This is a genomic window from Pseudonocardia sp. 2-7 (assembly GCF_056341085.1).
Genome location: NZ_CP094507.1, coordinates 1,732,159 through 1,755,052, shown reverse-complemented (window position 1 = coordinate 1,755,052; position 22,894 = coordinate 1,732,159). Strand labels below are relative to the sequence as shown.

Annotated in this window: 27 protein-coding genes and 1 pseudogene; 9 read left to right on the top strand and 19 right to left on the bottom strand. The window is 74.9% G+C overall.

Annotation, left to right across the window (positions count from 1 at the left end; all coding sequences use genetic code 11):
- Positions 1-2: 2 nt before the first annotated feature.
- Entirely contained in the window at positions 3-1,271 is a 1,269-nt protein-coding gene (gene thrC / locus MTO91_RS08745) for a threonine synthase (protein WP_073578019.1), read from the top strand.
- 240 nt (positions 1,272-1,511) lie between these two features.
- Here thrC and MTO91_RS08740 read toward each other — a convergent pair.
- Positions 1,512-2,960 (bottom strand): annotated as a pseudogene (locus MTO91_RS08740) (ComEC/Rec2 family competence protein); the annotation flags it as partial.
- On the opposite strand from MTO91_RS08740, the gene MTO91_RS08735 reads away from it, so the two are divergent.
- Complete coding sequence (locus tag MTO91_RS08735) at positions 2,895-3,260, top strand: hypothetical protein (RefSeq protein WP_476654234.1); 366 nt, start codon at positions 2,895-2,897, stop codon at positions 3,258-3,260. The pseudogene MTO91_RS08740 and the gene MTO91_RS08735 sit on opposite strands and share 66 nt — an antisense overlap.
- Before the next feature lie 470 nt (positions 3,261-3,730).
- Here the strand turns inward: MTO91_RS08735 and MTO91_RS08730 are convergent, their stop codons facing one another.
- From MTO91_RS08730 to rsfS, 6 genes are all read right to left on the bottom strand, one after another.
- Positions 3,731-4,708: a ComEA family DNA-binding protein gene (locus MTO91_RS08730; protein ID WP_476654233.1), complete on the bottom strand. Its 978-nt coding sequence runs from the start codon at positions 4,706-4,708 to the stop codon at positions 3,731-3,733.
- 411 nt (positions 4,709-5,119) lie between these two features.
- A complete protein-coding gene (locus MTO91_RS08725; RefSeq protein ID WP_476654232.1) occupies positions 5,120-5,974 on the bottom strand; it encodes a DegV family protein in 855 nt (284 codons plus the stop codon).
- A gap of 9 nt (positions 5,975-5,983) precedes the next feature.
- Entirely contained in the window at positions 5,984-7,426 is a 1,443-nt protein-coding gene (locus MTO91_RS08720) for a xylulokinase (protein WP_476654231.1), read from the bottom strand.
- Positions 7,423-8,154 carry a diglucosylglycerate octanoyltransferase gene (gene octT / locus MTO91_RS08715; protein ID WP_062401422.1) on the bottom strand — a complete coding sequence of 244 codons (732 nt, stop codon included), beginning with the start codon at positions 8,152-8,154 and terminating at the stop codon, positions 7,423-7,425. Before octT ends, MTO91_RS08720 begins: the two co-directional genes overlap by 4 nt.
- Complete coding sequence (locus tag MTO91_RS08710; RefSeq protein ID WP_208825198.1) at positions 8,147-8,767, bottom strand: histidine phosphatase family protein; 621 nt, start codon at positions 8,765-8,767, stop codon at positions 8,147-8,149. Before MTO91_RS08710 ends, octT begins: the two co-directional genes overlap by 8 nt.
- Positions 8,764-9,147 (bottom strand): ribosome silencing factor, encoded by a 384-nt coding sequence (gene rsfS / locus MTO91_RS08705; RefSeq protein WP_062401418.1) that lies wholly within the window; start codon positions 9,145-9,147, stop codon positions 8,764-8,766. The genes MTO91_RS08710 and rsfS overlap by 4 nt, the downstream gene beginning before the upstream one ends.
- A 126-nt stretch (positions 9,148-9,273) precedes the next feature.
- Between rsfS and MTO91_RS08700 the strand changes: the two genes are divergently transcribed.
- Entirely contained in the window at positions 9,274-10,134 is an 861-nt protein-coding gene (locus tag MTO91_RS08700; RefSeq protein ID WP_251784674.1) for a MaoC family dehydratase, read from the top strand.
- Positions 10,135-10,138: 4 nt separating this feature from the next.
- Here the strand turns inward: MTO91_RS08700 and MTO91_RS08695 are convergent, their stop codons facing one another.
- From MTO91_RS08695 to MTO91_RS08685, 3 genes are read right to left on the bottom strand one after another with little or no spacing between them, the layout of a single operon-like run.
- Positions 10,139-10,819 (bottom strand): hypothetical protein, encoded by a 681-nt coding sequence (locus tag MTO91_RS08695; RefSeq protein ID WP_405418420.1) that lies wholly within the window; start codon positions 10,817-10,819, stop codon positions 10,139-10,141.
- 49 nt (positions 10,820-10,868) lie between these two features.
- Entirely contained in the window at positions 10,869-11,366 is a 498-nt protein-coding gene (locus MTO91_RS08690) for a GNAT family N-acetyltransferase (protein ID WP_476654230.1), read from the bottom strand.
- Positions 11,367-11,380: 14 nt separating this feature from the next.
- The gene (locus MTO91_RS08685; RefSeq protein ID WP_346105381.1) at positions 11,381-12,118 is read right to left on the bottom strand and encodes a class I SAM-dependent methyltransferase; all 738 of its coding nucleotides are present in this window, start codon (positions 12,116-12,118) and stop codon (positions 11,381-11,383) included.
- 63 nt (positions 12,119-12,181) lie between these two features.
- Between MTO91_RS08685 and MTO91_RS08680 the strand changes: the two genes are divergently transcribed.
- Together MTO91_RS08680 and MTO91_RS08675 are read left to right on the top strand one after the other, a co-directional pair.
- Positions 12,182-12,811, top strand: a complete 630-nt coding sequence (locus MTO91_RS08680; protein WP_476654229.1) for a DedA family protein — start codon at positions 12,182-12,184, stop codon at positions 12,809-12,811.
- Positions 12,808-13,449 carry a maleylpyruvate isomerase family mycothiol-dependent enzyme gene (locus MTO91_RS08675; RefSeq protein WP_476654228.1) on the top strand — a complete coding sequence of 214 codons (642 nt, stop codon included), beginning with the start codon at positions 12,808-12,810 and terminating at the stop codon, positions 13,447-13,449. The genes MTO91_RS08680 and MTO91_RS08675 overlap by 4 nt, the downstream gene beginning before the upstream one ends.
- Here the strand turns inward: MTO91_RS08675 and MTO91_RS08670 are convergent.
- The 7 genes from MTO91_RS08670 to map all read right to left on the bottom strand — a co-directional run bounded on the left by MTO91_RS08670 (position 13,434) and on the right by map (position 18,941).
- Positions 13,434-13,985 (bottom strand): dihydrofolate reductase family protein, encoded by a 552-nt coding sequence (locus MTO91_RS08670; RefSeq protein ID WP_251784684.1) that lies wholly within the window; start codon positions 13,983-13,985, stop codon positions 13,434-13,436. The genes MTO91_RS08675 and MTO91_RS08670 overlap by 16 nt on opposite strands.
- Positions 13,986-14,061: 76 nt before the next feature.
- A complete protein-coding gene (locus MTO91_RS08665; RefSeq protein WP_405418428.1) occupies positions 14,062-14,277 on the bottom strand; it encodes a ferredoxin in 216 nt (71 codons plus the stop codon).
- Positions 14,274-15,488, bottom strand: coding sequence for a cytochrome P450 (locus tag MTO91_RS08660; RefSeq protein ID WP_476654227.1), 1,215 nt, complete (start codon positions 15,486-15,488; stop codon positions 14,274-14,276). Before MTO91_RS08660 ends, MTO91_RS08665 begins: the two co-directional genes overlap by 4 nt.
- Before the next feature lie 126 nt (positions 15,489-15,614).
- Complete coding sequence (locus MTO91_RS08655; protein WP_476654226.1) at positions 15,615-16,715, bottom strand: alpha/beta fold hydrolase; 1,101 nt, start codon at positions 16,713-16,715, stop codon at positions 15,615-15,617.
- Between the two features lie 81 nt (positions 16,716-16,796).
- Positions 16,797-16,976, bottom strand: a complete 180-nt coding sequence (locus MTO91_RS08650) for a hypothetical protein (protein WP_476654225.1) — start codon at positions 16,974-16,976, stop codon at positions 16,797-16,799.
- 248 nt (positions 16,977-17,224) lie between these two features.
- Positions 17,225-18,157, bottom strand: a complete 933-nt coding sequence (locus tag MTO91_RS08645) for an alpha/beta hydrolase (RefSeq protein ID WP_476654224.1) — start codon at positions 18,155-18,157, stop codon at positions 17,225-17,227.
- A 7-nt stretch (positions 18,158-18,164) separates the two neighbouring features.
- Positions 18,165-18,941, bottom strand: a complete 777-nt coding sequence (gene map / locus MTO91_RS08640) for a type I methionyl aminopeptidase (RefSeq protein ID WP_476654223.1) — start codon at positions 18,939-18,941, stop codon at positions 18,165-18,167.
- A gap of 63 nt (positions 18,942-19,004) precedes the next feature.
- Here map and MTO91_RS08635 point away from each other — a divergent pair, with 63 nt between their 5' ends.
- From MTO91_RS08635 to MTO91_RS08620, 4 genes are all read left to right on the top strand, one after another.
- Positions 19,005-19,274, top strand: coding sequence for a helix-turn-helix domain-containing protein (locus MTO91_RS08635; RefSeq protein WP_476654222.1), 270 nt, complete (start codon positions 19,005-19,007; stop codon positions 19,272-19,274).
- 339 nt (positions 19,275-19,613) lie between these two features.
- Positions 19,614-20,045, top strand: a complete 432-nt coding sequence (locus MTO91_RS08630; protein ID WP_405418434.1) for a nitroreductase/quinone reductase family protein — start codon at positions 19,614-19,616, stop codon at positions 20,043-20,045.
- 349 nt (positions 20,046-20,394) lie between these two features.
- Positions 20,395-20,949: a sugar O-acetyltransferase gene (locus tag MTO91_RS08625; protein WP_476654221.1), complete on the top strand. Its 555-nt coding sequence runs from the start codon at positions 20,395-20,397 to the stop codon at positions 20,947-20,949.
- 132 nt (positions 20,950-21,081) lie between these two features.
- Positions 21,082-21,456, top strand: a complete 375-nt coding sequence (locus MTO91_RS08620) for a DUF4345 domain-containing protein (protein ID WP_476654220.1) — start codon at positions 21,082-21,084, stop codon at positions 21,454-21,456.
- 175 nt (positions 21,457-21,631) lie between these two features.
- Here the strand turns inward: MTO91_RS08620 and nadD are convergent, their stop codons facing one another.
- Positions 21,632-22,225, bottom strand: a complete 594-nt coding sequence (nadD, locus tag MTO91_RS08615; protein ID WP_062401391.1) for a nicotinate-nucleotide adenylyltransferase — start codon at positions 22,223-22,225, stop codon at positions 21,632-21,634.
- 9 nt (positions 22,226-22,234) lie between these two features.
- Positions 22,235-22,849 carry an alpha-ketoglutarate-dependent dioxygenase AlkB gene (locus tag MTO91_RS08610; protein ID WP_476654219.1) on the bottom strand — a complete coding sequence of 205 codons (615 nt, stop codon included), beginning with the start codon at positions 22,847-22,849 and terminating at the stop codon, positions 22,235-22,237.
- Positions 22,850-22,894 lie beyond the last annotated feature (45 nt).

Below are 22,894 nucleotides of genomic sequence, written 5' to 3'. Positions count from 1 at the left end.
TCGTGACTCTCACTGCTGCGCCCGAAACCACCTCCGCCTACGACCTCGGTTCCGCGCGCGCTCTCGCGTGCCGCGAGTGCCGCCACGAGATCCCGCTCGCCGCGGAGTTCGCGTGTCCGCGCTGTTTCGGCCCCCTCGAGGTCGCCTACGAGTTCCCGACGGTCACCCGCGCCTCCATCGAGGCCGGGCCGAAGTCGATCTGGCGCTACAAGGACCTGCTGCCGGTGCCGTCGACCGTCGAGCAGCACGCGAACACCGAGCCCGGCCTGACCCGGCTGATCGAGGCCGACAACCTGGCCCGCGCGCTCGGCGTCCGCAAGATCTGGATCAAGGACGACACGGGCAACCCGACGCACTCGTTCAAGGACCGCGTCGTCGCCGTCGCGCTCGCCGCCGCCCGTGAGCTCGGCTTCTCGGTGCTGTGCTGCCCCTCGACGGGTAACCTGGCCAACGCCGTCGCCGCCGCGGCCGCCCGCGCGGGCTGGGACTCGGTCGTGCTGATCCCGTCCTCGCTGGAGCAGGCGAAGATCGTCACCACCGCCGTCTACGGCGGCACCCTGCTCGCCGTCGACGGCAACTACGACGACGTCAACCGGCTCGCCACCGAGCTGGCCGCCGAGCACGAGGACTGGGCGTTCGTGAACGTCAACGTCCGGCCGTACTACGCCGAGGGTTCGAAGACCCTGGGCTACGAGGTCGCCGAGCAGCTCGGCTGGCGGCTCCCGCAGCAGGTCGTCGTCCCGGTCGCCTCCGGCTCCCAGCTTACCAAGATCGACAAGGGGTTCACCGAGCTCGGCACCCTGGGTCTGGTCGAGCCCACCCCGTACACCGTGTTCGGCGCCCAGGCCACCGGCTGCTCGCCGGTCGCGCGGGCCTTCGAGGCCGGCCACGACGTGATCCAGCCGCAGAAGCCGGACACCATCGCGCGCTCGCTGGCGATCGGGAACCCGGCCGACGGTCCGTACGTCCTCGACTCGGTGCGCCGCACCGGCGGCTCGGTGGGGCACGTGTCCGACGAGGAGGTCGTCGCCGGCATCCGGCTCCTGGCCCGCACCGAGGGCGTGTTCGCCGAGACCGCGGGCGGGGTCACCATCGCGACCACCAGGAAGCTGCTCGAGGCCGGGGCACTCGACCCCGACGCCGAGACCGTCCTCATGATCACCGGAGACGGCCTCAAGACCCTCGACGCCGTCTCCGGCGAGGTCGGCCCGACGGCGACCGTGCCGTCGACGTCCGCCGCGGTCCGCGAGGCGCTGGCGAACCGGGGCTGACCGGCCCCGCCGGCCGGGCGCCGGACGGGGGTCGCCTCGCGCGACCACCGCCAGCCCGGCCGGGTCGTCGCCGGTCAGGGCCAGGTCGCCGGACCGGTCGGTGCGTGCGACGACGATCCCCGCCCCGGCGAGCCGGTCCACCAGCTCCGCGTTGGGGTGCCGGTAGCTGTTGCCGTTGCCGACGCTGATCACCGCCGCCCGCGGCGCGACGGCCGTGATCAGCCGCGGGACCACCTTGCGGGACCCGTGGTGGGGCATCTTCAGCACGTCCGCCCGCAGGTCGGCCCCGGAGTCGAGCAGGTCGTCCTGGGCGACCAGCTCGGCGTCGCCGGTCAGCAGGATCGTCGCGGCCGGGGTGGTCGCGCGCAGCAGCAGCGAGATGTCGTTGACCGCCGTCCCGTCGCTGCCGTCGACCGTCAGGGCCGGGTGGACCGGACCGAGGACCTGCAGGCGCAGCTCCGGCCAGCCCAGCGCCATCCCGCGCGCGAGCCCCACCACCGGGGCACCGGCCTCCTCGGCACGCCGGGTGATGTCACGCAGCCCGGACGCCGGCTCCCGTACCGGCCCGACGGCGATGCCGCCCGCGGCGCGGCCACGCAGCGCGCCGGCGAGTCCGCCGTCGTGGTCGGCGTGGAAGTGGGTGATCACCACGAGTTCCAGGACCCGGACGCCGAGCCGGTTCAGGCAGGTGTCGACGGCGTCGTCGGTCGGCCCGGTGTCGACCAGGACGGCGTGCCCGGGGGTACCGGTGGCGAGGACGAGCGCGTCGCCCTGACCGACGTCGCAGGCCACCATCCGCCACCCGGCGGGCGGCCATCCGGGCGGCGCGAACCGGGTCGGGACGAGGACGACGAGCAGCCCGACCAGCAGGGCCAGCAACAGCGCCCGCAGCCGGGGCACCCGGCCCATCGCCAGCAGCACGACCAGCACCCCGGTGAGCAGCAGCGCGCCGCCCGCCCCCGCGGGCCACGGCACGGTGGCACCGGGGACCGCGGCGGCCCGGTCCCCGACCACCACCAGCCACCACACGAACGGTCCCGCCAGCCAGGCGCAGCACCACGCGGCGGCCGGGCTCACCGCGGACAGCACCGCACCGAGCACGCCCAGCACCGTCGCGGGGGCGACGGCGGGCGCCGCGAGCAGGTTCGCCACCACGGTGACCAGCCCGACTCCCCCGTTGAGCCCGGCGATCACCGGCGCGGTGGCCAGGGCCGCGGCGACCGGGACGACCAGTGCCTCGGCCGGTCCGGACGGCAGCCCACGCCGCCGCAACGCCGCCGTCCAGCCCGGGCCGAGCAGGACCAGCGCACCGGTGGCGACGACGGAGAGCACGAACCCGGCGTCGACGGCCAGGGCGGGGGCGGCCAGCAGCAGGCCGAGCACGGCCACCGCCAGCGCGGGCACCGCCGACCGGGCGCGGCCGGCCGCGAACGCGATCAGCACCACCCCGCCCATGACCGCCGCCCGCAGTACCGACGGTGACGGCCGGGCCAGCACGACGAACCCGACCAGGGCCAGCATCGCTGCCGCGGCCGCGATCCGCGGGTCGGTCCGGAACAGGCGCAGGAGGAGCAGCACCGCCCCGGTGATGATCGCGACGTTGGCCCCGGAGACGGCGGTGAGATGCGCGAGCCCGGCGGTGCGGAAGTCCTGCTCGGTCTCGGCGAGCTGGGCGCGGGTGTCCCCGATCGCGAGCCCGGGCAGCAGTCCCGCGGGTGCCTCGGGCAGCGCGGAGACCGCCGCGTCGCGCAGGCCGTCGCGCAGCGCCCCGGCCCCGGTCTGCCACCAGGGCGGCGCGGTCACGTCCTGCGGCGCACCCCGGACCTTCAGCACGGCGACCGTGAGGTCGGGGCGCTGTGCGGGCATGAGCAGCCCGGCGGCGGAGACCTCCTGGCCGGGGAGCAGCCCGGTCCAGCTCGCCGCCGGGGCCAGGAGCAGGAGCTTCCCGCCGGTGGTCGCCCGGTCCCCGCCGACGGTGGCCGTGACTAGCTCGGTGGGTACCAGCGCCATCGCCCGGGCGGCGCCGGACTCGTCGCCACCACCGGTGGTGCTGCGCAGGACCCGGGGGTCCTCGGTGAGCCGGACGCGGACCTCGGCGGCGGCGCCGCGGTCGGCGGGTGCCCGCAGCGGGTGCGACGCCAGCGCGGCCGCGTGGACGGTCCCCAGGACGGCCGCGACGAGCGCGCACCCGGCCGCGGCGAGCACGATCGAGGACGGTGCCGCGGCACGGGCGCTGGTCCGGGCGCGGAGCAGCGCGACCGGCAGGGCGAGCGCGGCGAGGGCGGCGGCGGTGATCCCACCCGCAGTGCCGCCGAGCAGTCCGGCGAGGACGGCGGCCCACGTGGCGAGCGCGGCGGGGACGAGGCGCAGGTCGGGTGGGGCGGGACGCTCGGCCTGCCCCTCGTGCTCGTCGTCGTGCTCCCCGTGGACCGGGTCCGCCCGGCGGGCTCCGGCGCGGGTCACACCCGTACCAGTTCCTGGAGCTGGGCGAAGCGGCGCTCGCCGATGCCGTCGATCTCCCGCAGCTGCTCGACCCGGCTGAAGCGCCCGTTGGCATTGCGCCAGTCGATGATCTTCTTCGCGGTGACCGGGCCGACGCCGGGCAGGGCGTCGAGGTCGGACGCGGTCGCGGTGTTCAGGTCGATCTTCCCGCCGGGGGCGCCGGGCGGGGCGGGGGCGCCCGGTTCGGTGCCCGACGCGGGCTCGGAGCCCGGGGCGGGCAGGACCGGGGCGGCGTCGGCGGCCGGTGGGACGCCGACCGCGATCTGTTCGCCGTCCCCGAGCCGCCGCGCCAGGTTGAGCACGCCGAGGTCGACCTCGGGCAGCGGGCCCCCCGCGGCGTCGAGGGCGTCGGCGACACGCGACCCGTCGGGCACCCGGACGAGGCCGGGCCGGGCGACCCGCCCGACGACGCTGACGACGAGCGGCCCCGCGGTGACCGGGGCCGCCGCGACGGGTGCCGGTGCGCCCGCGTCCGCCGACCGGTCGGTCTCCTCGGCCGCCGCCCCGCCGGGCACCGCCGTCACCTCGGGGAGGCCGCCGACGGGCTGCACGGTGGGGCGGTCGAGCCACACACCCACCCCGGCGACGAGCGCACCGACGAGCACCACCGCCACCAGCGCGAGCGCACCGGGGCGGCCCGGGTCGACCCGCGCCCCGGCCAGCGACGACGGCAGCCACCGCTGGGCCCGGCGGCGCAGCCAGGAGGGGCGTCCGCCGTGCGGGCCGTCGTCGGCGAGAGTCTCCTCGGGCGGGGCGGGGTCGTCCCGGGCCAGCAGGGCCAGGGGGTGGCCGGCGTCGGGGTCGGCGGTCCACACCGGCCTCGCGCCCTGCGGGTCGGCGGGCCACTCCGGTCCCGCACCGTGCGAGGCGTCGGGGTCGGCGTGCCGGACAGGTGTCGCACGGTGCGGGGTGTCGCGTCGGGAGGCGGACGGCATCGGACCCGGCGGAACGGCACCGCTGACATCATGCGGCGGGAGTGGCCCGGGTGCGGGCGGTCGTCCGGGGCGTGACCCGGCCGGGCCGGGAGGCACCGGCAGCGCGGGCAACGGGACCGTCGGGGGTCCGAGCCGGTCCGCGACCGTGTCCGGGCGCCCGCGCCTCCCGATCCCGGCGAGCCGCCGGGCCGGGTCGAGGGCGGTGTCGGTCCTGGTCACGCATCCGACGCTAGGTCCGTGACCCCCGTTCCGACCGGCCGGTGTCCGGCCTGTGGACGGATCCGTCGCTTGGGGACCGACGGCATCCCGTGGGCCGTCACGGGGCCGGACCGTCGGCGGTCCGTGCTACACACCGGCGGGGCCCCGCCGGCCCTGGCAGGCGTCCGGAGCCGGCCACCCTCGGGGAGGCGGTCAGCCCGCCGGCACCACCACGACCCCCACCAGCCCGGGTCCCGCGTGCGCCCCGATCACCGCGCCGACCTCGGAGACGTGCATCCCGGCGGCGTCGGGCAGCTGTTCGCGCAGCCGATCGGCGATGTCCTCGGCCCGGTCCTCGGCACCGAGGTGGTGCACGGCGACGTGCGCCCCCGGACCCGCCGCGGAGACCGCGAGCGCGACGAGCCGTTCGGTCGCGCGCGAGGTCGTCCGCACCTTCTCCAGCGGCGCGATCCGGCCGTCGCGCAGGTGCAGGATCGGCTTGACCGACAGGGCCGTGCCCACCAGCGCGGACGCGGCACCGATCCGCCCGCCACGGCGCAGCCGTTCCAGGTCCTGCACCGCGAACAGGACCCGTGCCCGTGCGGCGACGGCACCGGCCACGGCCTCGACCTCCTCCGGGGCCGCACCTGCCCCGGCGGCGTCGGCGGCGGCCAGCACGGCGAAGCCCAGACCCATCGCGACGGCGCCGGAGTCGACGACCCGGATCCGGTCCGGGGCGACCTCCTGTGCGGCGAGCCGGGCCGCGTCCCAGGTGCCGGACAGCTCCCGGGACAGGTGCACGGCCACGACGGCGGGGGCGCCGTCGTCGAGCAGGGCGGTGAAGCGCTCGGCGAACGCGGCCGGGGTCGGGCGCGAGGTCTGCACCAGCAGGGTGCGGTCGGCGAGGGCGGTGATCAGCTCGGCGGCGGACACGTCGACACCGTCACGGGCGGTGCGCTCACCGAGCCGCACCTCCAGCGGGACGACGTGGATGCCCCGCCGTTCCGCGACGCCGGGCGGCAGGTGGGCGGTGGAGTCGGTGACCACGGCGACCGGCGAGGGGGGCACGGCCGGACCCTATCCACCCGTCGGGCGGAACAGCGGTGCCAGTGCCCGCTGCGCGGCGAGGTAGCGGCCGTGCGCGTCGTCGAGGCGACCGCGGGTGCGCGGGTCGGGGGTGAACTCCCGGTCGAGGCGCACCATGCGCCCGGCGAGCTCGCCGACCGAGGCGGCGTCGCCGGTCGCGAGCGCGGCGAGCATCGCGGCACCGAGCACCCCGGCGTCGCGCTCGGCGGTGCGGCGCAGCGGCCGGTCCAGCACGTCGGCCTTGATCTGGCACCAGAGGTCGCTCGCCGCACCACCGCCGCAGGCGGCGATCGTGTCGGCGCGACGTCCGGCGGCGGCCTCCAGCGGCCCCAGGACGTGCCGGGCGGCGTGCGCGACGCCCTCCAGCACGGCGCGGCCCAGCTCGGCGGACCCGGTGGCGAAGCCCGCGCCGAGCCAGTGCCCTCGCAGGTCCGGGTCCCACAGCGGGGCCCGTTCCCCGGCGAGCTGGGGCAGGAACAGGACCTGGCCCGGGTCGGGGCAGGCGGCGCGGTCCAACAGCTCGCCCGGTGCGACGCCGAGCACCGCGGACGCCCAGGTCAGGGCGTCGCCGCCAGCCTGGGTGGGCCCGGCGTGCACGTGCAGCCCGCGCCACGACGGGAACGTGACGATGCCCGGGGCGCCGCCGCCGGGCGTCGCGGCGAGGGCCAGGACCTCCGAGGTGCCCGCGATGTCGATCGCGTCTCCGGGGGCGGCGATCCCGCCGCCGAGCAGCGCCGCCCAGGCGTCCATCGTCCCGACGGCGACGGGCAGCCCGGCCGGGAGTCCGCCCGCGCCGGTGGTCTCCCCCGCGACCGACGCCGGGTCGGCCAGGGGCGCCGGCATCGCGCGCAGCCCGGGGACGAGCAGGTCGAGCCAGTCCGGGTACCGGCCGTCGGGGCCGAGGAGCCCGGTCGAGGACAACGGGTCGGCCACGGCGGTGCCGGTGAGCCGTTCGAGCAGCCAGTCCTTGGGGGCGAGCAGCCTGCGTGCGCGGGCCCACGCGTCGGGCCGGTGCGCGGCGAGCCAGGCGGCGCGGGCGGCCGCGTGCGAGGCGTCGACGGTGCCCAGCCCGCCCCGGACCCGGGCCCGGTCGGCGGGGGTGAGCCGTCCGGTCAGTGTCGCCGCGACCGGGCCGCACCGGCCGTCCTGCCAGGTGATCGCCGGGTGCACGGGGGCACCGTCGTCGTCGACGAACAGATGGGTGTTGACCTGGGCGCACACCCCGACCGCCGTCACCCCGGCCAGTGCCGGGCCGAGCGCGCCGACCACCTCGGTGAGCCCGGACCACCAGTCGTGCGGGTCCTGCTCGGCGTGCCCGGGTGCGGGCCGCGCGGTGGGGTGGGCGGCCCGGGCCGCGGCGACCCGGACGCCGTCGCCGGTGAACACCGCCGCCTTGACCGAGGTGGTGCCGAGGTCGATACCGAGCAGGGTCACGGCCGGTCCCCCGCGGCCGCGAGGAGCCCGGCCAGTGCCTCCCCGACGGCGGCGTGTCCTGCCCAGCCCCAGTGCAGCCCGTCGGGGTTGCCGTGTCCACCGAGGACGTGCTCGCCGACCAGGGCGGGCACGTCGAGCACCGTCACCGCCGGGGCGCCGGCCGCCCAGCGGTGGATCGCGGCGTCGGTGGCGGCGCGGTGCGGGTGGGCCAGGCCGTAGTCGGCGGCGCGGTGCACCGACGGTGCCAGCGCCACCACCGGCAGCCCGGGGCGCAGCGCGTGCACCCCGGCGCGGCAGCGTTCCAGGTAGGCGGCGGTGAGGCGGGGCGGCAGGGTCGCCGGTCCCCCGCCGGGCAGCCGCGCCAGTGCCGGGGCCAGCCGCGGCTGGGCGCGCCGGTAGGCGCTGCGGGCCGCGTGGCGCAGCGGGGCGGGCCGCAGTACCGGGATCAGCTCGCGCAGCGCGGTCGGCAGCGGGGACGGCAGCGAGTCCATCCCGGACACCCCGAGCACGACCGCTCCGACCCGCGGCAGCGCCGCCCACACCCGCGGGTCCCCGGTGATCGCCGACCAGGCGTGCCGGGCGGTCCACCCGGCACGCGCGACGATCTCGGCGCGGCCCCCGAGCCGGGCGGCGGCGATGTTGGGCCACAGCCTCGGCTCGTCGGCCGGGCAGGGCCGCTCGGGCCCGTGGAAGGCCAGCGAGTCCCCGACGACCAGCAGGTCAGGCACCGATGTTGTACCCCGACAGGCGCCAGCGGGGGTGGTCGTCACGACGGGCGACGACGGCCCAGCGGGTGTTGCCCAGCCCGCCGATCACCGGCCAGGACGACTGCGGCAGGTCGAGCAGCCCGCACACCATCCCGGCGATCATGCCGCCGTGCGCGACGAGCAGCACGGAGCGCTCCTCCGGGTCGGAGGCGTACTCGAGGTCCAGCTCCTCGACGACCGGCAGCGACCGGACGACGACGTCGACCCGGGACTCCCCGCCGGGCGGGGTGAACCGCGGGTCGGACCGCCACTCGGCGATCGCGCCCGGGTCGTCGGCACCGATCTCGGCGATGGTGCGTCCCTGCCAGTCCCCGAGGTGGGTCTCCCGCAGCCGCTTGTCCACCGACAGCGGCAGCCCGACGGCCTCGGCCACGGCGGTCGCGGTGTCGTGGGCGCGGGTCAGGTCCGAGGTGATGATCCGGTCGAACCGTTCCTGCGCGAGCCGCGGCGCGACGGCCGCGGCCTGCGCGCGCCCGGCGTCGGTCAGCCGGGTGTCCAGGTGCCCCTGCATCCGGCCGACGGAGTTGTACTCGGTCTGCCCGTGCCGCAGCAGGGTGACCCGGCGCAGCGTCATGCAGTGCCGTCCGGGGCGCCCTGGGGGTCGGGCACCTCGATCGCCGGGCAGTCCTTCCAGAGCCGGTCCAGGCCGTAGAAGCCGCGCTGCTCGGTGTGCATGACGTGCACGACGATGTCGTTGAAGTCCAGCAGGACCCAGCCGTTGTCGTTGTCGCCCTCGCGCCGGGTCGGCTTGCTGCCGCGCTCGCGCAGCTTCTCCTCGACCTCGTCGACGATGGCCTGGACCTGACGCTCGTTGGCCGCCGACGCCAGCACGAAGCAGTCGGTCAGCGCGAGCTGGTCGGACACGTCGAGCGCGACGATGTCGACGGCCTTCTTGTCGGCCGCGGCGGCCGCGGCCACCTTCGCCAGCTCGACCGCCTCCGGTGATGCCGTCACCACACTCTTCCCTTCACGACCACGATTGACCTCGACAGTGTGTCAGCCGGGCACCGGGGGCTTGGGCGGCGGGCACCGGGCGGGATAGGTTTCCGCCTCACGGTGGATCGTCGAAGGAGACTCCCCATGCCCCTGGCGCCCGATCTCGAGGGCACGCAGTGCGAACCGGTCAGCTTCGCGTGGGCACGGGACGACGTGCTCCTGTACGCGGTCGCCGTCGGCGCAGGGGGTGAGGACCCCACCGCCGAGCTGTCGCTGACCACGGAGAACACCGGGGGCGTGCGGACGGCGGTGCTGCCGTCGTTCGCGGAGATCGTCACGGCGGGCGCGAAGGTCGACCTCGGTGACGTGGACGCCTCGCGCGTCGTGCACGCCGAGCAGGCGTTCCGGGTGGTCGGCCCGCTGCCGGTGGAGGGGCGGGTTCGGGTGACCGCGACGGTCACCGAGGTGCTCGACAAGGGGTCCGGGGCGCTGGTGCGCACCGAGGCCGAGGCCGTCGACGCCGGCACCGGGGAACCGGTGCTGACCAGCACGAAGACGTTGTTCCTCGGCGGCGAGGGCGGCTTCGGCGGCCCCCGCGGTGACAGCGCGCCGAGCCCCGTCCCCGACCGGGCGCCCGACCACGAGGTGACCTACCGGACCACGCCCGGCCAGGCCCTGCTGTACCGGCTGACCGGGGACCGCAACCCGCTGCACAGCGACCCGCAGTTCGCCGCGAAGGGCGGTTTCGACCGGCCGATCCTGCACGGCATGTGCACCTACGGGTTCACCACGCGTGCGCTGGTCGCGACCGTCTGCGACGGCGACGCCCGTCGCCTCGTCGCGATGGACGCCCGGTTCACCCGCCCGGTCGTGCCCGGGCAGTCCCTGACCGTCTCGGTGTGGGACACCGGCGACGGCACGGTCGCGTTCCGGACCGCCGTCGACGGCGAGGTGGTGCTGGACCGCGGCACCGCGGAGGTCACGGCGGCGGCCCCGTCCGCCTGAGTGCTCAGGACGCCGCCGCGGTGACCCGCGGCGGCGCCGGGTCCCCCGGGTAGTCCTGACCTCCCCGATAGGCGAGGGCGGACAGCGCGTCGAGCGCCGCGAGCTGCGGGTAGGTCCGGTCCGGGTCGCCCCGGTGCGGCCACCGGTGGTCCAGGTGGCGGAAGGACACCGCGCGGTGCCGCGTGGTGGCCAGGAAGCGCGGGTTGTCCCGCACGAAACGGGCGTAGGCGTACCGGAGCACGGGGTGGCGGCCCAGCTCGGTGCGGACGAACCGGTCGACGTCGGCGCCGATCTCGTGGACGTACTCCCCGCAGGGGGCGACCACGAACGGCACCACCCACGCCTCGTGTACGCCGAGCAGGTCGCGCACGGCGCGCTGGCGGTGCCCGGCGTTCTCGCTGCGCGACATCCACGCGGCGACGACGGCGCGGCGGCGCGTGCCCATCCGGGCGAGCACGGCCGACGACGGCCAGGGGAACGACGTCCGGAACGGGATGTGGACCGGGTCGCCGTCGACGTGCACGTCGTGGTCGGCGACGCCGCCGCCGGAGTCCTGCACGAGCTGCGCCGACACCGCGCCCCACGGGGCGAGGGTGTGCATCGCGGCGTGGGCGTCCCGGCGGACGGGCTGCGGCACCGCGCGGAGCAGCAGACCGGCCACCGTCGGGGTGGGGACCTCGATCACGAGGATCACCGTAGCCCGATCGGCGCAGCGTAGCGTGACCGATGGTTGATTATCGCGCTGTGTCGTCACCCTTTCGGCGCTGCGTGACCGGTAGTCGGTAGAGCGCGGCGACCGGCTCGCGGCCGTCCGGGAACCGCCACCCGGCGGGCGCGGTCCCGGTGCGAACCCAGCCGGCCGCCCGGTAGAGGCGTTCGGCCGGGACGGACTCGACGACGTCGAGAACCCCGTCGCGGCCGCGGGCCGCCAGCGCGGCGGCGACGCCCGCCAGCAGGGCGCGGGCATGTCCGGCACGACGGACCGCCGGGTCGACGAACACCCGGGTCAGCCGCAGCGCACCGGGGTCGCCCGCGTCGTCGGCGACGAGCGCGGCGTGCCCGGTGACCCGCTCCCCCACCGTGACGACCAGCGCGGTGACCAGCCCCGTCGGCGACAGGAACGCCGCCGGGTCGGCCGGCCAGGTCGACGGGTAGCGGTCGGCGGCGTGCACGGCGCGCAGCACCGTGACGCAGCCCGGCAGGTCGTCGTCGGTGCGGGGGCGTACGACCACGTCCGGCCGCCGGGTCAGCGCGGACGCAGGACGTAGCCGGTGTAGCCGTACTCGGCGCCGAACCGTTCCCGCACGGTGATCTCGTCGCCCACCTCGTCCAGCGCCGCCGGGTCGACGCCGTCCTCCCGCAAGGTGGCGATCCGGCAGGCCAGCGGCCGGTAGTAGGCGTCCCAGTCGGAGTCGGGGAGCAGGTAGACCGCCTGCACCGTGTACCCGGCGCGCTGCGCGGCGGCGACGTTCTCCGCGGTCGTCCGCATCCCCGGGTAGCCCGTGTCCCAGAACTCCCGCGCGCCGGGCGACGGCTCGGTGGTCGTCCACTCGGCCTCGGTGAGGACCAGCACACCGCCCGGGGCGAGCAGCCGCCGCCAGCCGGCCAGCGCGGCGTCGAACCCCATGATGTAGGCCGCTCCCTCGGACCAGACGAGGTCGGCCTCGCCGTCGGGGAGCGGGAGGTCGTCCATCGCCGCGACGAGCGGACGCACCCGCTCCCCCAGCCCGGACGTCGCGGCGCGGGTCCGCAGCCGACGGAGGAAGGGCTCGTGCAGGTCGACGGCGACGACCTCACCACCGGTCGCCGCGGCCAGCGGGAGCGTCGAGGGGCCCGTCCCGCAGCCGATGTCGACGATCCGCGGCCGCTCGGGCAGGTCACCGGCCAGCCGCAGCAGCAGCGCCGTCGTCTCCTCCGACCCCGGCGCCTCACGGGGCAGGTCGTCGTGGGCGGCCAGGAAGACCTGCTCCAGCGGTGTGCTCACGCCCGCGCATGATGCCCGCACCGGGCCGTCACCGCACCACCGAGACGTGTGCATGATGGAGTGGTGCACGTCGACATGCTGCTGATGGCGATCCCTCCGCTCGCGATCTACTTCCTGTGCGCGGCGGTGGTCGGGGTCGAGAGCATCGGCGTCCCGCTGCCCGGTGAGATCGTGCTGGTCGGCGCGGCCCTGCTCGCGGCCCGCCCGGGATCGCACATCGATCCGGTTGCCGTCGCCGCGGCGGCGACGGCCGGGGCGATCGTCGGCGACTCGATCGGCTACTCGGTGGGCCGCCGCTACGGCACCGGCCTGCTCGACCGGCTCGGCCGCCGTTTCCCCAAGCACCTCGGTCCGGCGCACATGACCGTGGCCCGGCGGATCTTCGACCGGCACGGGGTGTGGGCGGTGCTGTTCGGCCGCTTCGTGGCGATCCTGCGCATCCTCGCGGGCCCTCTCGCCGGGACGATGAAGATGCACTACCCGAAGTTCCTCGCCGCGAACGCGACCGGCGCGGTGCTGTGGGCGGGCGGCACGGTCGCGTTGATCTACCTGCTCGGGATCGTCGCCGAGACCTGGTTGAAGCGGTTCTCCTGGATCGGGCTGGTCGTCGCCGTGGTCGGCGGGCTGGTGGTGTCGCGGTACGTGCGGCACCGGGTCGAGCGGGCAGCGGCCCGGGAGGAGACGGCGCAGTGAGGCTCGGCCCGGTGCACGACCTCGCCGCCGCGGAGCGTGCCGACCTGGCCGGTCTGCTCGACACTCTCACGCCCGGCCAGTGGGTGTCGGACTCGCTGTGCGCCGGCTGGCGGGTGCGCGACGTCGTCGCACACCTGATCGGCTACGACGTGGCGGGGCTGCGCGGGTTCCTCGGCACCGTGGTGCGGGCCCGGGCCACCGGCCGCGACCCGAACGACCTCGTCGTCGCGCAGTGGGCCGATCGTCCGGTCACCGAGGTGGTGGCGGCCGTACGGGCGCATCTGCGTCCACGCGGGGTCACCGCCGCCTTCGGCGGGCGGATCGGGCTCACCGACGCCCTGATCCACCACCAGGACATCCGCCGCCCGCTCGGGCTGCACCGCAGCGTCCCGGCCGACCGGCTCGCCGCCGCGCTGCCGTTCACGATGACGGCACCGCCGCTGGGCGCCCGCAGGCGGGTCGCGGGCCTGCGGCTGGTCGCGACCGACCTCGACTTCCGCCACGGTGACGGCCCGGAGGTCGCCGGGCCCGCCGAGGCGCTGCTGATGGCCGCCGCGGGGCGGGCGGACGCGGTCGCGGAGCTGTCCGGCCCGGGCCGGGAGCTGCTGGCAGCGCGGACGGCTCAGCGCGGCGCGTGAGCGGTGTAGACGATCCCGCCGCCGAACGAGCGGGCGTCGAGGAGCCGTAGCCCCTCGGCGTTCCAGCCGTCGGGGAACAGCCGCCGGCCGGCACCCTGGACCACGGGGTGGTGGAAGAGCCGGAACTCGTCGACGAGCCCGGCGGCGATGAGCGTGTGGCAGAGCGTGATGCTGCCGGTCAGCACGATGTCGGTGCCCGGCTGCTCCTTGAGCGCCGCCACCTCGGCCACCGGGTCCCCGGACAGGATCGTCGAGTTCTGCCACTCCGGGTCGGTCAGCGTGGACGACACCACGTACTTGTCGACCTGGTTCAGGTAGTCGGTGATGCCGGTGGCGTCGTCGGTCTGAGCGGGCCAGAAACCGCGGAAGTCGCAGAACGTGCGACGGCCGAGCAGGGTCGCGTCGGACGCGGAGTCCTGGCGGTGCAGCTCGGCCAGGACGTCGTCCTGGCCCTCGGCGCTCGGGTCGAACCAGTCGCCGAGGAACTCGACGGCGCCGTCGAGGGTGATGTTCTGGGTGATCGCGAGGGTGCGCACGGGAGGTGCCTCCACGGTCGTCGGTGCGTCGTACACCATGGTCGACCGCGGAGGCGTCCCGGACTCATCGCTCCGCTCAGCCGTCGACGACGGTGATCGCCGACGCCGGGCAGCCGCGCGCCGCGTTGCGCACGGCCTGCTCCTGGCCGTCCGGCGGGGTGTCGGTGAGCAGCTCGACGACGGCGTCGGAGTCGCGCTGGTCGAACACGTCCGGGGCGGTGAGCAGGCACTGCCCGGAACCGACGCACGCGTGCTGGTCGACCTCGACCTTCATCGCGGTCCCCTCCCTCACCAGCGGACCGGCAGGCTGCGGACGCCGCCGGTGATGTGGTCGGTGCGCACGTCGAGCTCGTCCATGCCGACGGCGAGGTCCAGCCCGGGAAGCCGCCGGGCGAGCGTCGCGAACACCGCGCGCAGCTCGGTGCGGGCCAGGCTCGCGCCGATGCAGAAGTGCGGCCCGTGGCCGAAGCCGACGTGCCCGCGCTCGGTGCGGTCGGGGTCGAAGGTCTCGGCGTGGTCGAAGACGTCGGCGTCGCGGTTGGCGGCGTTGACCGAGAGGATCACCGCGTCGCCGCGCGCGACGGTGACCCCGGCGATCTCCACGTCGGAGTGGGCGTAGCGCAGCAGCCCCAGGTCCCCGGGCGCGCCGAGGCGCATGACCTCCTCGATGACGGCGTCGACCCGGCCGTCCGGGTCCCCGGCGAGCCTGTCCCACTCGTCGCGGTTGGTCATCAGGAACAGGATGCCGAGCCCGATGCGGTTCACCGTGGTCTCGTGGCCGGCGAAAAGCAGCCCGACGCAGAGCCGGACCATCTCGGGGTAGCCGAACCCGGGGTCCTCGGCCTGGGCCTGCACGAGGTCGGTGATGACGTCCTCGCCCGGCTCGGCGCGCTTGCCCTCGGCGAGCCCGGCCATGTAGCGGCCGAACTCCTCGCGGGCGAGGTGGGCGTCCTCCCCGGAGAAGGTGGCCATCCGGTCGGACAGGGCGCGGAAGTACTCGCCGTCGGACTCGGGGACACCGAGCAGCGAGCAGATGACCGCGACGGGCAGCGGGAAGGCGAGGTGGGTGTGCAGGTCCACGATGGCACCCGGGCCCGCGGCGTCGTGCTCGGCGACCATCGCGTCGACGTAGCCGTCGACGAGCTCCTGCACGTGCCCCGACAGCGTCCGCATCCGCTTGGCGGAGAAGGCCGGGGTGAGCAGCCGGCGCATCCGGCCGTGCTCCTCCGCCTCGTTCTCGTAGGTGCCGGTCGGCCCGTCCTGGACGGCGGCGGTGCTGATCCTCGACGCCTTCTCCGGCTCCGGGTGCGACCGGCCGAACCGCTTGTCCCCGAGCAGCTCGCGGACCTCGGCGAACCGGGTCACCAGCCAGGCCGGGTCCCCGGCCGGGGTGGTCACCGGCGCGATCGGTGCCTCGCGGCGCAGGACCTCGTAGAACGGCGCGAGGTCGAGCAGGTTCGGTCGGGTGAACGGCAGGCGGGGACGCTCGGTGGCGAGGGTCATCGACACTCCTGGGGTCGTGGTGGTGATCCCCAGCCTACGATTTGTTGGCAGTATCTGCCACGAATGTGTCCGGAGTGCGCCGGACCGTCCCCGAACGGGCGGGTCGGGGACGGTCCGGGTCCGCGGTCACGCCGGGCTGTCGAGCAGCTCCTGCAGGTACTGGTCGATCTGCGGCATGTAGGTGGGCGCGACGCCGAACAGGGCGAGGTGCCCGAGCAGGTCGTCGACGACGCGGATCGTCGCGTGCGGGGTCAGCTCCAGCTCGGCCTCGTGGTCACGGACCGGGAAGAACATGTCCTCGTTGATCGGGATGACCCGGGCGACGGACTCGTTGCGCCCGAGCGCCTCGGCGAGGTCCCCGCCGGTGTGGCGGGCGACGTCGCCCCGTTGCCACTTCCACGCCATGCACAGCAGGTCGTTGGGGTCCATCGCGGTGAAGTACGGCTCCAGGAAGCCGGCCATGAACGCCTCGCGGGACTCGAACTCCAGGGCGCGCCACACCTCCTGCTTCCAGAACTCCGTGGAGAACCCCATCACCGCCCAGATGCCGGCGTGCCGCTTCAGCCCGGCCTCGACCTCGGTGTTGCTGCGGTAGTTGCCGCCGGCGAAGCCGGGGTCGGAGGTGATCGCCTCGATCAGGGCCTGCGTGTAGAGGAAGTCGTGCGGGGTGTTCTGCGCGGTCCCGGCGATCGGCGCGGCGCGGCGCACCTTCTGCGGGAACCGGACCATCCACTCGTAGGTCTGCTGCGCGCCCATCGAGCCCCCGACGACCAGCGCGAGCCGGTCGATCCCGTAGTGCTCGCGCAGGAGCTGCTCCTGGGCCCGGACGTCGTCGCCGATGCGGACGTGCGGGAAGTTCGACATCGCGATGCCCGCGTTGGCGCCCGAGGCGTTGTGCGGGCTGGTCGACAGACCGTTGCCGATCTGGTTGACCACGACGATGAAGTACCGCTCCGGGTTCAGCGCGTGGTCCGGGCCGATGTAGACGTCGCGGAAGATCTGGTGCGTGCCCGAGTACCAGGTCGTCACGAGGATCGCGTTGTCCTTCGCCGCGTTCAGCGTGCCGAAGGTGGCCACCGCGAGCTGCAGGTCGGGGATCACCCCGCCCTCCTCCAGCGCGAACTCCCCCAAGCTGATCAGGTCGTAGTCGCCGTGGAACTCGTGGGTGTAGTAGGGATTCTCGATCGCCGTCGGCTGCGCTGTCGTCCCGGTCGTCACTGCTGTCACGCTCCTGCTCCGTCGAAGACGCGGACCGGGACGACTCTTCTCCCTTGTGACGCGTGGCACAAGATCCCGACCGGGCCGTGCTCAGCTCCAGGCGACGACGAGCCCCAGCATCGTCACGACGATGCCGAGTCCCAGCACCGTCATCAGCAGCCAGGCCGCGGCGTTCGGTGGCGCCGCGGCGGGGGCCGGGTCGGTGCTGCGGCGCAGCTCGGCGAGCTGGGCGGGGTCGAGGATGGGCATGGTCAGGTCGTCGGAGTTCATACGGTGGTAACGCGCGGGGCCGGGTCGCAGGCACTGCGTTCCCGTCTCTCGTGTGCCGCAGGAAGATCGATGTCGCGGACGGTGGCTCACGTCCGCCCACCGGGTTCACTTTCCGTAGACCGAGAACACGCGTTGCATGACTCACCGTGATCGGTCGGGTCGCGGCATCGCACCTCGCAGAGGCTTCCCGGACCTCGCAGCCCCCGCAGTGGCTGCGAGGTCGGGGCACGGTGTGCGGGGTCGGGTCGTCACACGCCGGGCGGCGGGGACGCGCCGTCGATCCGGGCGGACAGCCGGTCCCGTGCGTACCGCAGCGCGGTCGCGGCGACCGGGGTGTCGTGTCCGGCGAAGCCGTGCGGGACGCCCGGGTGGACGCGCAGGTCGACCTCGACCCCGGCCGTCGCGAGCCGGGCGGCCATCGCGAGGTTGTCCTCCAGCAGTACGTCGTCGGTACCGACCGTCATCAGCAGCGGTGGCAGGCCGGTGAGGTCGGCGAACACCGGGGAGAGGTCCGGGACGGTCCGGTCGGCGACGTGGCCGGCGTAGGCGCGCAGGAAGTACTCGTCGGCGATGCGGCGACCGGCCGGGGTGCGGGCACTCAGGTCGTAGGTGCCGTACCGCAGCTCGGCCCCGGCGACGCGGTCGGCCAGGCCGCGGTCGCGCAGCCGCAGCAGCGTCGTCACGGCCAGGGTGGCTCCAGCGGAGACGCCCGTGAACGCGACCCGGTCGGTGCCGAACAGCTCCGGCGCACGGTCGAGCAGCCACAGTGCCGCGGTCGCGCAGTCGTCGGGGGCGGCGGGCCAGGGGTGCTCCGGGGCGAGCCGGTGGTCGACGGCGACGACCGCGACGCCGAGCGCGTCGGACAGCGCCCGGTTCCCGACGTCGTCCCGCGCGGCCGAGCCCAGGTAGGAACCGCCGCCGTGGATCTGCAGGAGCACCCCGCGCGCCGTGCCCGGCGGGAGGCAGATCCGCACCGGCACCCGACGGCCGTCGGCGACGGCGACCTCCCCCACCGCGGGCGGCACCGCGGGCGGTGGCGTGGCGGCCGCGGCGCGGACCGCGCGGAGCTCGTCGGCGTCGGCGGGGCCGCGGCCCGCCGGACGGGAACCGTAGAAGGCCCGGGTCCGCTCGGCGTCGACCGGCGGGACCGGCACGGTCAGTGCGTCGAGGGCGACACGCACGGGCCGATCAGTCCTTCCCGCGGCGGGTCAGCACCGTGGGGCCGTCCTCGGTGATCGCGACGGTGTGCTCGGAATGCGCGGTGCGCGAGCCGTCGGCGGAGCGGATCGTCCAGCCGTCCGGGTCGAACACGATCTTGTCGGTGGTCCGTGCGAACCAGGGCTCGAGTGCGAGGGTCAGCCCCGGGCGCAGGGTCAGGCCGCGACCGGCCCGCCCGGCGTTCGGGATGTGGATGTCGCCGTGCATGGTGCGGCCGAGGTCGTGCCCGCCGAACTCGGTGTTGACCGGGTAGCCGTAGTCGCGGGCGACCCCGCCGATGGCGGCGGAGATGTCGCCGAGCCGGTTGCCCGGCCGGGCCGCGTCGATCGCGGCCTCCAGGGCGTCCTCGGTGGCCCGGATGACGCGCAGGTCGCCCTCGTCGGCCGTCGTGCCGACGACGACCGTCCGGGCGGAGTCCGCGACCCAGCCGTCGATGCTGACGGCGATGTCGGCGCTGAGGACGTCGCCGTCGCGCAGGACGTAGTCGTGCGGGAGCCCGTGCAGCACGGCGTCGTTGACCGACAGACAGATGACGTTGCGGAACGGGCCGCGCCCGAAGGACGGGGCGTAGTCCCAGTAGCAGGACTCGGCGCCGCGTTCGGCGATCATGCCGCGCACGTGCTGCTCGATGTCGAGGAGGTTCACGCCGACGTCGGCGATCCGGCCGACCTCGGTGAGCACCTCGGCGACGAACCTGCCGGTCGTGTGCATCCGGTCGATCTCGGCCGGTGTCTTCAGTTCGATCACGGTATTACTATACCGGACCGTCACGGCTTGCCGGTACAGTAATACCGACCCTACGCTCGACGCATGGTCCGTCAGCCCCTCACGCCCGAGCAGATCGAGGCCGGCCGCCGTCTCGGCGCGCTGCTGCGCCGGGCCCGGGGCGACCGCGACCCGGTCGACGTCGCGCGGGCGGCCGGCATCTCCCCCGAGACGCTGCGCAAGCTCGAGACCGGACGGCTGCCGTCGCCCGGGTTCGGGACGATCGTGTGCCTGGGCGAGGCGCTCGGGGTGCCGCTGGTGGAGCTGGCGGCGGAGTGGCGCGGGAGCGACGTGGCCATGGAGGCGGCCGGGTAGCGGTGCCCCGGGTCTCCCGGGCCGTGCGCCGATCGGCCACCCGTCCGGCCGGCCCTCGCCGTCGACGACGCACCGGCCGGCACCGTCGAGCCACCGGCGCCACACGACCCGGTCCGGCCGCCGGTGGACCGGTCGCCCGTCCGCGTCGGACGCCTCGCGGTGGAACCGGCACACGAGCCCGTCGGACAGGCGCACGAACCCGACGGGCTCCACGGCTCCCGGGTACCCGACGCGGCCGGGTCCGTCGATCGGGTTGCGGCCCGCCGGAATGGCCGACGACGGGGTGAGGGTGACCGGAGCGGTGCCGACGGCGCCGGACACCCGTGGGAGGAGCACGAGATGAGTGACGCGTCGGCCCCGTTCGATATGGCGGCGATGAACCGCGCCGTGATCGAGGAGTTCCGGGCGACCGGAGGACGGGCGGGCGGCATGTTCGAGGGCAAGCCGCTCGTGCTGGTGCACCACACGGGAGCCCGGTCCGGCACCGAGCGGATCGCGCCCCTGGTCCCGCTCCTCGACGGCGAGCGGATCTTCATCTTCGCCAGTAAGGGCGGCGCCGACACCAACCCGGACTGGTACCACAACCTCCTGGCGAACCCCGGCACCCGCGTCGAGCTGGGCACCGAGACCCTGCCCGTGCGGGTGCGGGAGGTCACCGGTCCCGAGCGGGACGAGGTCTACGCCCGCCAGGTCGCACTGGAGCCGCAGTTCGGCGAGTACCAGCGCTCGACGGAGCGGACCATCCCGGTGCTGGAGCTGCAGCGGACCTGAACCCGCACCCCGGTTCAGGCCCGCCGCGTGGCCGGCCGGTCGCCTGTCCATCAGTACCTGAGCGCGCTCGCGTGGGGCGCGCACAGCACTCCTGTACTGATCGACGGGACCTCGTCGTCGCCCGGGGTGGATGGGGCAGGATCCGCACTCCTCCCCGGGCGCGGTGCAGAGGTGCACCGGCACCTCCACCGTGGCGATCACACCCGGCGCACCGACAGGCCGGCCGAGCTCCCGTCCACCCGGCGGTCCCCGGCCCCGTGGTGGTGACCGGTCGTCGTCGGGCCTCGCCGGCCGGGCCGGCATGTACCGGATTTGTACCCGAAGGCCCTCGGGACGCAGGATCAGAAGCGTGGGCGAGCACAAGGAACGCATGCTCCGCAACGACTGGTACCTCGACGAACCCGACCTGGCCGAGCACCGACGTCGCTGCTGGCGTCTCCTCGACCGGTTCAACGCGACCGGCGCCGATGACGACGACGAACGCGCCATGCTCCTCCGCGACATCGTCGGACACGTCGGCGGCGGCGTGGTGGTACTGCCCCGCTTCCTGTGCAGCTACGGCACCCACATCTCGCTCGGCGACCGCGCTTTCGTCAACCACGACGCCCTCTTCATGGACGACGCCGCCATCACCATCGGCGATGACGTCCGCATCGGACCGCGCACCCAACTCCTCACGGCACAGCACCCCGTCGACGACCGTGACCGCCGTCGCGAGGGATGGGAACGTCCTCTCCCCATCAGCATCGCGAGCAACACCTGGCTCGGCGCCGGGGTCATCGTCTGCCCTGACGTGACCATCGGGGCGGATGCCGTGGTCGGGGCAGGAAGCGTTGTGACGCGGGATGTGCCCGACCGCGTTCTCGTCGCAGGGAACCCGGCCCGGCTCGTCCGCGAGTTATGAGAGAGCCAGGTACATCGACCCCGTTGCGATCGTCGACATCGGGCACAGTCCTGGACAGCTGACGCCCGCCTCCCCCTACGGTCCGTCGATATCCGGTCCGACCACTGCCGCCGCTCGTGCCAGGATCACCTCATGTCGACGCTGCGAACCGTGGGACGTCTGACCGGGTGGGCATGCATCGCGATCGGTGGGATCCAGCTCGTCGACGGAACACGCGGGGAGCCGGGCATGACCGACGACGCGACGGTCGACTCGCACGTCCGCTTCATGGGGCCTGTCTTCGCCGGCTACGGAGTCGCCTGGCTCGACGCCGTGGCCGACGACGAACCGAACCTGGACCGCATGCGGCTCCTCGCCGGGCTGATGGCCCTCGGGGGGATCGGACGGCTCGCGACCCGCGCGACCCTGGGCCGGCCGCACCGGTTCCATGACCTGCTGCTCGCAGTCGAGCTCGCCGCACCGGTCGTCACGGAGGTGGCGGGCCACCGTGAGCGTCGACGTCGATGAGGACCGCGCGGTCGACGACGCCGCACGGGAGATCGCACTCGCCATCGCCGAACGACGACGTGGACAGCGGCGCCACGGCCGCGGGAGACGCAGGCGGGTCCGCTGGACCGACCCACAGACCGGCGAGCCCCGTACGGAGCCGTTCGAGCACAGGGCCGGTGGGAGGAACCGCAGGTCAGACGTCCGGATTCAAGTACAGACTGCGCTTGGAGATGTACTGCACCACCCCGTCCGGCACGAGGTACCAGACCGGCCTCCCCGCACCCACGCGCGCCCGGCACTCGCTGGACGAGATCGCCATCGCGGGCACCTCGACCGTCGTCACCGACCCCTGGGGCAGGTGCCCGTCGGCCAGCTCGTACCCGGGCCGGGTCACACCGACGAAGTGCGCGTAGCGGAACAGCTCGTCGACCTTGCGCCAGGACAGGATCTGCTGGAGCGCGTCGGCGCCGGTGATGAAGAACAGCTGCGCGTCGGGCATGGCGTCGTGCAGGTCGGCGAGGGTGTCCGCGGTGTAGGTGGGGCCGTCGCGGTCGACGTCGACGCGGCTGACCGAGAACCGGGGGTTCGACGCCGTCGCGATGACCGTCATCAGGTAGCGGTCCTCGGCCGGCGAGACGTCGCGGCCGGTCTTCTGCCACGGTCTCCCGGTCGGTACGAAGATCACCTCGTCGAGGGCGAAGCGGTCCGCCACCTCACTGGCGGCGACGAGGTGGCCGTGGTGGACGGGGTCGAACGTCCCGCCCATCACGCCGATCTTGCGCTGCATCGACGCAGACTATGTCGGTCGCCCACCCGGCGGCATCCCCGGATACAGGTGGCGGAACTGGACGCTGATGCGCGGACCGCTGCACGCCACCTTCGGCACGCTGTGCTGCCAGGTCCGCTGGCACGTCCCGCCCATGACCAGCAGGTCGCCCGAGGCGAGCGGGAACGACACCGACGCGCCGCCGCCGGCCGGGCGCAGCCGCAGCGGCCGCGTCGCGCCGAGGGCGACCAGCGCGACGACGGCCTCGGGCCGCTCGCGGGCGACCCGGTCGCCGTGCCAGGCCACGCCGTCGGCGCCGTCGCGGTAGAGGTTCACGCCGATCTGGGTGAAGTCGTGGCCGTAGCGCTCCCCCAGCGTCCGGCCCATGTCGCGCAGCCGGTGGGGCACCGCGTCGTCGGGCAGGACCCAGCGGTGGGTGAGGCGCGGCTCGTCGACCACGCGGTCGTACATGCGGCGGCGGTGGCCGCGGAACGGCACGGTCGCGCGGAGCAGCGCGAACAGCTCGTCCGCATCGGGGGCCCAGCCAACCGCGACGTCGACCCACGCCCCGGCGGTGAGCTCGTGCCGGTACGCCGGGGCCGCACCCCCAATCGCGAAGAGCGAGGCCTGCCCACCGACGTCCACCCCCCGGACGCTACGCCGGATCGAACGAGAGTTCGAGTGACGTCT